The sequence below is a fragment of the Nocardia farcinica genome, from assembly GCF_029867845.1.
Classification (GTDB): Bacteria; Actinomycetota; Actinomycetes; order Mycobacteriales; family Mycobacteriaceae; genus Nocardia; species Nocardia farcinica_A.
Window position 1 is genome coordinate 1 of sequence record NZ_JARWRU010001324.1, and the last position, 8,052, is coordinate 8,052.

An 8,052-nucleotide genomic window follows, 5' to 3' on the forward strand; every position below is an offset into this window, starting at 1 on the left:
CCCCCCGCCCCCCCCCCCCCCCGGCCCCCCCGCGCCCCCCCCGCCGGCCCCCCCCCCCCCCCCCCCCCCGCCCCCGCCCCCCCCCGCGGGGGGCCCCCCCCCCCGTCGCGTGCGTTCGGGCAGGGTCGACCGGGCAGGGGCCCGGCCGCCTGATGCGCGGCCGCCCTGGCCCGCCCGGTGGCCGTTGTGGCGTCAGTCTCCGGCCGCGGCCCAGGACTCGATGATCGTGCGTGCGATGGAGATCGAACCGGGCAGCAGCAGCCGCGCCCCCTCCTGTCGCGCGCCCCACGCGCCGAGAGCCAGCGCCTCGCGCACCTCGGCGCGGGTGAACCAGTGCGCCTCGGCGATCTCGCCGTCGGAGAAGACCAGTTCCTGACCGGGATCGCCGACCGCGCTGAAGCCGAGCATCAGCGAGCGCGGGAACGGCCACGGCTGGCTGCCCAGGTAGCTGATGTCGCGGACGTCGACGCCGACCTCCTCGCGGATCTCGCGCTCGACGCAGCGTTCCAGCGATTCACCGACCTCGACGAACCCGGCCAGCAGCGAGAACATCGTCACCGGCCAGGTGTGCTGGCGGGCCAGCAGCACCCGGTCGGCGCCGTCGTGGACCAGGCAGATGACCGCGGGGTCGATGCGGGGGAACTCCTCGTGCCCGGCGTCGGTGACCCGCGACCAACCACCCTTGGCGACCACCGTGCGCGAACCGTCGTGGGCACTGTAGGCGGCCTTGTCGTGCCAGTTGAGCAGGGCAAGGGAGGTGGCGAGGACGCCGGCGGTGAAGTCGTCGAGTTCCATCGCGGCGACCCGGAGATCGGTGAGCGGGCCGTCCAGTTCCTCGGTGCGCACCGCCCACAGGTGCCTGCCCTCGGTGACGCCGAGGAAGACCGCGGCCTGGCTCGGCTCCGGGGAGAGGTCGGTGGCGGGATCGAGCACCAGCGCGCCGTCCAGGAAGCGGATACGACCCCGTTTGTCGACGCGCAGCAGCAGCGCGTCGGCCCAGCCCTCTTTCAGGGCGTGTTCGTCGCCGCGCAACGCCTCGGCGCGATCCCCCGCGAAGCGGGACAGCAGCGGCACACCGTGCAGTTGGAATGTCACGTCTAGAGACTACTTCCGGGCGGCACGAAGTCGCTGTCCGATTCGGCCGGGCGATCGGCCACCGGGCTACTTCACGGTGCGCCGGAGATAGAGCAGCTTGTCGCCCGCCTCGACGGCGTCCACCTCGGGGTCGCCGACCCTGATGAGCTCGCCGTTGCGCACCACGCCGAGCACGATGTCGCGCAGGTGACGCGGGGAACCGCCGACCTCGCTCGGCTCCACCTCGCGTTCGGCGACGGCGAAGCCCGCCTCCGGGGTGAGCAGATCCTCGATCATCTCCACGACGGTCGGGGTGGTGGTGGCGATGCCGAGCAACCGGCCCGCGGTTTCCGAGGACACCACCACCGAGTCCGCGCCGGACTGGCGGAGCAGATGGATGTTCTCGGCCTCGCGGATGGCCACGACGATCTTGGCCTTCATGTTCAGCTCGCGGGCGGTCAGCGTCACCATGACCGCGGTGTCGTCGCGATTGGCGGCCACGATGACCGCGGCCGCGTTCTGCACGCCGGCCAGCCGCAGCACGTCGGACTGGGTCGCCGAGCCGAACACCGTGACCAGCCCCGCGTTGGCCGCGGCCTCCAACGCGGCCTGATCGGTGTCGACCACCACGATGTCGGTCGGCGCGATGCCGTCGCCGAGCATCGCGTCGATGGCCGTTCTGCCCTTGGTGCCGTATCCGACGACCACCGTGTGATCACGCACGCCGCGCCTCCAACGCTGAATCTTGAACGCCTGCCGGGACCGTTCGGTGAGCACGCTGATGGTGGTACCGACGAGCACGATGAGGAACAGGATCCGCAGCGGCGTGATGACGAGGATGTTGACCAGCCGCGCGTCCGGCGAGACCGGGGTGATGTCGCCGTAGCCGGTCGTGGAGAGGGAGACCGTGGCGTAGTAGAGGGCGTCGAGGAACGACAGCTCCCCGCCCGAGGTGTCGCGATAGCCGTCGCGTTCCAGGTACACCAGCAGGGCCGCGCCGAACAGCAGCGCGATGGCGACCATGATGCGCCGGGTCAGCGAGACCCAGGGGCTGATGGCGCCTTCCGGGATGCGCAGGACGCCGACCAGGGTGTGGTCGGGGCGCGAGACCAGGCCGCCGCGGTTGACCCGTTCGACGAACTCACCCAGCATCGGACACCCCCTGGCGCCGCGGCCTCACCCGCGACCGGCGCGACTGTCTCCCACACACGAAGCGGAGCCTACCGGGTGGCGCCGACCGCGCCGGGTCTCGACGCGGCGGCCGCCCGATGGCAGGCTCACGGCATGGCCACCAGTTCCCCCGACCCCACCCGAGGGCCCGCGCTCGCGCTGGCCGCGTTGCTGTTCGGCGCGGGCGCGCTGCATTTCGTCCGCCCAGGCTTCTTCGACGCCATCGTGCCGAGGGCGCTGCCCGGCCGGGCCCGCGACTACACCTACGCCTCCGGTGTGGCCGAGATCGGCGTGGCCGCCGCGCTGGCCGTGCCACGCACCCGGCGGCTGGGCGGGCGGCTGGCGGCCTGGCTGTTCGCGGCGGTCTTCCCGGCCAATCTCCAGATGACCGTGGACGTGCTCGGGAGCGAGAAGGCCTCGACGGCGTTCAAGGTGGGCACGCTGGCGCGGCTGCCGTTGCAGTATCCGATGATCGCGGCGGCGCGGAAGGTCGCCAGGGGCTGAGCTCTCCGACGCGGGCCGCGTGACCCCGGCGCACGCGCGGTGCCGGACCGCCGGCCTGGCGCGTCGGTCAGTGTGCGCCTGGTTCCTCGGAGTTGCGTGGCCGCGCGGAATCGCGGATGAGTTCGGCCAGTTCGTCGGGCCCCGGCAGATCGTCGGGGGCGATGGTGCGGCCGGTGCGCACGTAGTGGAAGGCCGCGCCGACCCGCTCCAGCACGGATCGCTCGCTCTCGCCGAGACGCGCGGCCATGAGCCTGGCCCAGGCCAGCCGATAGATGGCCAGCTGCATGGCGACCGCCGTCTCCTCGCCTGCCCCCGGTTCCGCGCCGGTCTTCCAGTCCACCACCACCCAGCGTCCGCCGGGTTCGGCGAAGACCGCGTCCATCCTGCCGCGGATCACCACCCCGGCGATGGAGGTCTCGAAGGGCACCTCCACGTCGACCGGACTGCGGTGCGCCCACGGCGAATTCAGGAAGGCGTCCTGCATCCGCGCCAGCTCGGCGTCCACCCCTTCCCCCGCCTCCGGCGCCCCCACGCCGGGCAGCTCGTCCAGCCCGAGCAACCGCGTGCCGGAGAACCAGCGCTGCACCCACGCGTGGAAGGCGGTGCCGCGCCGGGCCAGCGGATTCGGCGGGTACGGCAGCGGACGGCGCAGCCTGCGCGCCAGCCGCGCGGGGTCGGCGCGCATCTCCACCAGGGCGGTCGCCGGGATCTGTCCCGGCAGCTCCACCTCCCGCTCGGCCGCGAGCGTGGCGGCGCGCTCGGCCAGCAGGGCGTCCACATCGGCAGCCCAGCCCTCGGGGTCGGCGGGGTCGGCGGCGGGCTCGGCCGGGATCTCGCCCGCCTCCGGGGCGAGATCATTCTCGGCCGCGGGGAGATCCTCGTCCCGGCGCGGGGCGGATTCGCCGTCCGGCGAGACGAAGTCGGCCGGGGGCAGGTGGCCGTCCGGCGAAGCGAAGTCGGCCGGGGGCAGGTGGCTGTCGGCCGGAGACACGAACCCGTCCGGCGACGGGGCGTGATCCTCCGACAGCGGCCAGGTCTCGTCCTCCGGCGGCGGCGGGTAGTCCTCCGGCGGCAGGTAGTCCTCCGGCGGCGGGTAGGAGTCGTCGGGCGGTGGGTAGGAGTCGTCGGGCGGCGGAAGGTACGAATCGTCCGGCGGGGGGACATACGAATCGTCCGGCGGCGGGATGTCGTCCGGCCACAGCGACGCGACCTCCGGCGCGGCCACCGAAGCCCGGTCGGGAGGTGTTGCGCGGGTGCGCGATTCGGCGCGCGAGCGCCCGCCGGAGCGACGGGAGCTGTCGGTGGGGCGCGGTAGCTTCGGAGCGTGACGGGGCGACGGCGGGTTGGCGCGCAGCTCGGCGAGGGCGGCGCGGACCAGGGCGGCGCCCTGTTCGACGGGGTCGCGGCGGGGGCCGAGGGGGTCGCGGGGCCATTCGGCGGTGGCCGGGTTGTCGGTGAAGGGATTGGCCGCGTCGATCTCGGGAGGATCGTCCCAGCGGGCGATGCGGGCCGCCGCGGCGGCCGGGGAAGCCGGGGATTCGACGGCGTTCTTCAGCTCGAGCAGGAAGTCGGAGGGCCCCTTGGGCTCGCTGCCGGTCTCGGCCCAGTGGTGCGCGGAGACCAGCAGCACCCGTTCGGTTCTGGTGAGCGCCACATAGAACAGCCGGCGTTCCTCGTCGAGGCGACGGCGTTCGAGGGCCTTCTTGTGGTCGGCGATGGCGCGTTCGAGTTCGGCGCGATCGGCCAGATCCGACAGGTCGAGCACCGGCACGCCCTCGGCGGCGTCGGCGGCCACCCGGTCACCGCGCAACGAGGTGGGCAGTTCGGCGAGCGCGCCGAGCCAGGTGCCCGCGGCGGCGCCGCTGGGGAACACGCCGCGCACGATGTGCGGCACGGCGACGATCTCCCACTCCAGGCCCTTGGCCGCGTGCACGGTGAGCACCTGCACCCGGTCCTTGGCCACCTCCACCTCGCCGGGTTCCAGGCCGTTCTCCACCGATTCGGCGGCGGTGAGGAAGGCGAGCAGGCCGCCGAGCGAGGCGCGCGGGTCGGCGGCGTACCCGGCGACGACCTCGGCGAAGGCGTCGAGGTGTTCGCGGCCGGCGCCCGCGCCGAGCATGACGCGGCGGGCCTGGGTCTCCACCCCGACACCGACGGTGCGCTCCACGTCGGCGACCAGTTCGGTGAGCGGCTGGCCGCTGCGCTCGCGCAGGGCGGTCAGCTCGGCGGCGAGCGCCTTGATGCGCGCGTAGCCTGCGGGCGAATAGTTCTCCGCCGGACCGGGATCGGCGATGGCGTCGGCGAGACCGGCCTGTTCGACCGGCTCCGGGGCCACCTCGCGCAGCGCCTGCTCCAGCGCGGCGCCGTCGGTGATCTCCGCGCCCGCCTCGTTCGCGGGCCTGGACACCGACAATTCCCTGGCCCGGCGCGACAACGCGGCCAGGTCGGCCATGCCGAGGCGCCAGCGGGCGCCGGTGAGCACCCGCACCGCCGCACTGCCCGAACTCGGTTCGGCGATCAGGCGCAGGGTCGCCACGATGTCGGCGACCTCAGGGGTGGCGAGCAGCCCGCCGAGGCCGACGATCTCCACCGGCAGTCCCTGCTCGCGCAACGCCTCGGCCAGCGGCGCGGCGTCGGCGTTGCGGCGCACCAGCACCGCGGAAGTGGGCGGCTCGTCGCCCGCCTCGTGCCTGGCGCGCCATTCCCGCGCGATGCGTTCGGCCACCCAGGTGCGCTCGTCGACGACGGTGCTGGTCGACGCAAGCTCAACCACCCCGGGTTCGGCGCCGGGCTTGGCACGCAGCGGGTCCACCGTGGCGCCGCCCCCGGCGGAATCGCGCAGCGGATCGGCCACGAGATTGGCCAGCGCCAGCGCCTCGGGCGGGTTGCGCCAGCTGGTCAGCAGCGGCAGGGTCGGCGCGGGCACGCCGGGTTCGACGGGGAAGTCGGTGGCGAAGCGGGGCAGGTTGGCCGCCGAGGCGCCACGCCAGCCGTAGATCGACTGCATGGGGTCGCCGACCGCTGTCACCGCGGGTCTGGCCGGGCCGTCGGTGTCGCCGAACAGAGCGGCCAGCAGCACGCGCTGGGCGTGGCCGGTGTCCTGGTATTCGTCGAGCAGCACCAGCCGGAAGCGTTCGCGCTCGCAGGCGGCGACCTCGGGGTGCTCGGCGGCCAGCCGCGCGGCCAGCGACATCTGCGCGCCGAAATCCAGTGCGCCGCGGCGGCGTAGCGCCTCGTCGAGCGCGCGGACCAGCGGCAGCAGCGCCACCCGCTCGCGCTGCGCGCGCAGGATGTTGCGCAGCGCCTGACTCGGCCCGCCGCGCTGGCGCGGCCCCGGCGGCAGGGTGTTGACCAGTTTCTCCAGCTCGGTGTGCGCCTCGGCCAGCTGGTCGGGGTCGACGAGGTGTTCGGCCAGCTGACCGGACAGGGCGAGCACCGCCTCGGTCACCGACACCGGGCTGCGTTCGGTCTCCAGGTCGCCGTCCCAGGTGCGCACGACCTGGTGGGCGAGCTGCCACAGCTGGGTCTCGGTGAGCAGAGTGGCCGAGGGCTCGACCGGCAGCAGCAGGCCGTGCTCGCCGAGCAGCCTGCCCGCGTAGGAGTGGTAGGTGCTGATCTCCGGTTCGGCGGCCGCCAGCTGGGCGCGCAGAGTGCCGCCGGAGTCCAGCTCGCGCAGCAGCGGGGAACCGGCGAGCCTGGCCAGGCGGGTGCGGATGCGCAGGGTCAGCTGCTGGGCGGCCTTGCGGGTGAAGGTCAGGCCGAGCACCTGTTCGGGCTGGACGAGGCCGTTGACGACCATCCACACCACCCGGGCGGCCATGGTCTCGGTCTTGCCCGCGCCCGCGCCTGCGACCACCAGGGTGGGGCCAGGCGGTGCGGCGATCACCGCGGCCTGTTCGTCGGTGGGCGGCGGCAGCCCGAGCGATTCGGCGATCCGCTGCGGGGACACGCTCACTCGTCGGTCACCTGCCTGCCCGCGTCCTGCACGGGGCAACTGCCCGCGACCGAGCAGTGCCTGCATCCGTCGTTGCGCATGGCCAGATAACTCGGCCCCTTGGTGGCGGCGGCCGCGTCGTGGATGGTGTCGCGCCACTGCCGCAGGGTCTGCTCGTCCAGCGGTTCCTGCAGGCGCTGGGTGGCGCCTTCGGATCTGTGCGCCTTGGCCACGTACACCAGCCTGGCACCGCCGGGCGCGCCGCCGTCGCCGGAGGTCTGCCCGGAATCACCGCCGTCGGAACCGGTCTCGTGGTCGGACGCCGCGCCGAGGACGCCGTCGAGCGCGCCGGAGGCGGCGGCGACCTGGTAGGTGGCCAGCTGAGCGTGGTCCGCGGCGGCCTGTCTGCTGATCGGGTTCTTGCCGGTCTTGACGTCGACGATGACGAAGCGGCCCTGCTCGTCGCGTTCGAGCCGGTCGACCCGGCCGCGGATGCGCACCGGACGTTCGCCGGGCGAGCGGGCGGGCAGCACGCAGTCCACCGGGACCTCCACCCCGGCCTGGGTGAGTTCGCCGCGGGTGTTCTCCACCCAGGCCATGAAGGTCTCCAGCATGGCCTCGGTGCGGCGGCGCTCCTGCCGCGAATGCCAGCCGTCGCCGGGATCGACCGCGCGCCACGCCTTGTCGAGCGCGGCCCGCACCTGGCCGACCGGGACGCGCCCGGCCAGCGCCTGCACCAGGGTGTGCACCAGGCTGCCCTTGACCGCGTGCGGGTTGTCGCCGTCGGTGCCGCCGTGGCGTTCCAGCGCCCAGCGCAGCGGGCAGGTGCGCAGCTGCTCCACCGTGGAGGGCGACAACGCCACCGCCGCCTCGTCGTCGTCCCACAGCGGGTCGGTGGAACTCAATTCCGCTGTGCCGTACCACTCCTCGGGCGCGGTGCCTGGCACCCCGGCGTCGGCCAGGCGAGCCAGCTGGTGCGCGGCGCGTCGGCGGCGTTCGGGATCGGCCTGCTGATCGCACACCACGCCGCGCAGTTCGGCCACCAGCGCGTGCATCACCAGGGCCCGGCCCGGGTCGACGACCGGTAGCACGCCCGGCTCGGCATCCTCGCCGCGGCCGAGCATCTCGGTGAGGAAACGCGAGGGCACGAGGTCGCGCTCGCCGCCCGCCGACTCGACCGCCGTCACCAGCAGCGACCGCCGCGCCCGTCCGCAGGCGACCAGCAGCAGCCTGCGCTCCTCGGCCAGGATCGGCGCCGAGCGGCTGACCTGCTCCCCCGCACCGCCCCCCCCGGACATCAGGGCGTCCAGTTACTCGGTGTGCAGCAGAGTGCCGCGCGGGCGGGTGTTGGGCCCGCTGGCCACCAGCCC

4 protein-coding genes and 1 pseudogene are annotated in these 8,052 nt (G+C 74.1%); 1 reads left to right on the top strand and 4 read right to left on the bottom strand.

Annotated features, from left to right (window positions below; genetic code table 11):
• Positions 1-192: 192 nt before the first annotated feature.
• Together nudC and QH283_RS29675 are read right to left on the bottom strand one after the other, a co-directional pair.
• Positions 193-1,095 carry an NAD(+) diphosphatase gene (gene nudC, locus QH283_RS29670; protein WP_280506217.1) on the bottom strand — a complete coding sequence of 301 codons (903 nt, stop codon included), beginning with the start codon at positions 1,093-1,095 and terminating at the stop codon, positions 193-195.
• Positions 1,096-1,161: 66 nt separating this feature from the next.
• Positions 1,162-2,226, bottom strand: coding sequence for a potassium channel family protein (locus tag QH283_RS29675; protein WP_280506218.1), 1,065 nt, complete (start codon positions 2,224-2,226; stop codon positions 1,162-1,164).
• Positions 2,227-2,358: 132 nt separating this feature from the next.
• On the opposite strand from QH283_RS29675, the gene QH283_RS29680 reads away from it, so the two are divergent.
• A complete protein-coding gene (locus tag QH283_RS29680) occupies positions 2,359-2,748 on the top strand; it encodes a DoxX family protein (RefSeq protein WP_280506219.1) in 390 nt (129 codons plus the stop codon).
• Between the two features lie 67 nt (positions 2,749-2,815).
• On the opposite strand, the gene QH283_RS29685 is transcribed toward QH283_RS29680, so the two are convergent.
• Both QH283_RS29685 and QH283_RS29690 read right to left on the bottom strand, forming a co-directional pair.
• Positions 2,816-6,703, bottom strand: a complete 3,888-nt coding sequence (locus tag QH283_RS29685) for a UvrD-helicase domain-containing protein (RefSeq protein WP_280506220.1) — start codon at positions 6,701-6,703, stop codon at positions 2,816-2,818.
• Positions 6,700-8,052: pseudogene (locus QH283_RS29690) on the bottom strand (PD-(D/E)XK nuclease family protein); the annotation flags it as partial. The gene QH283_RS29685 and the pseudogene QH283_RS29690, both read right to left, overlap by 4 nt.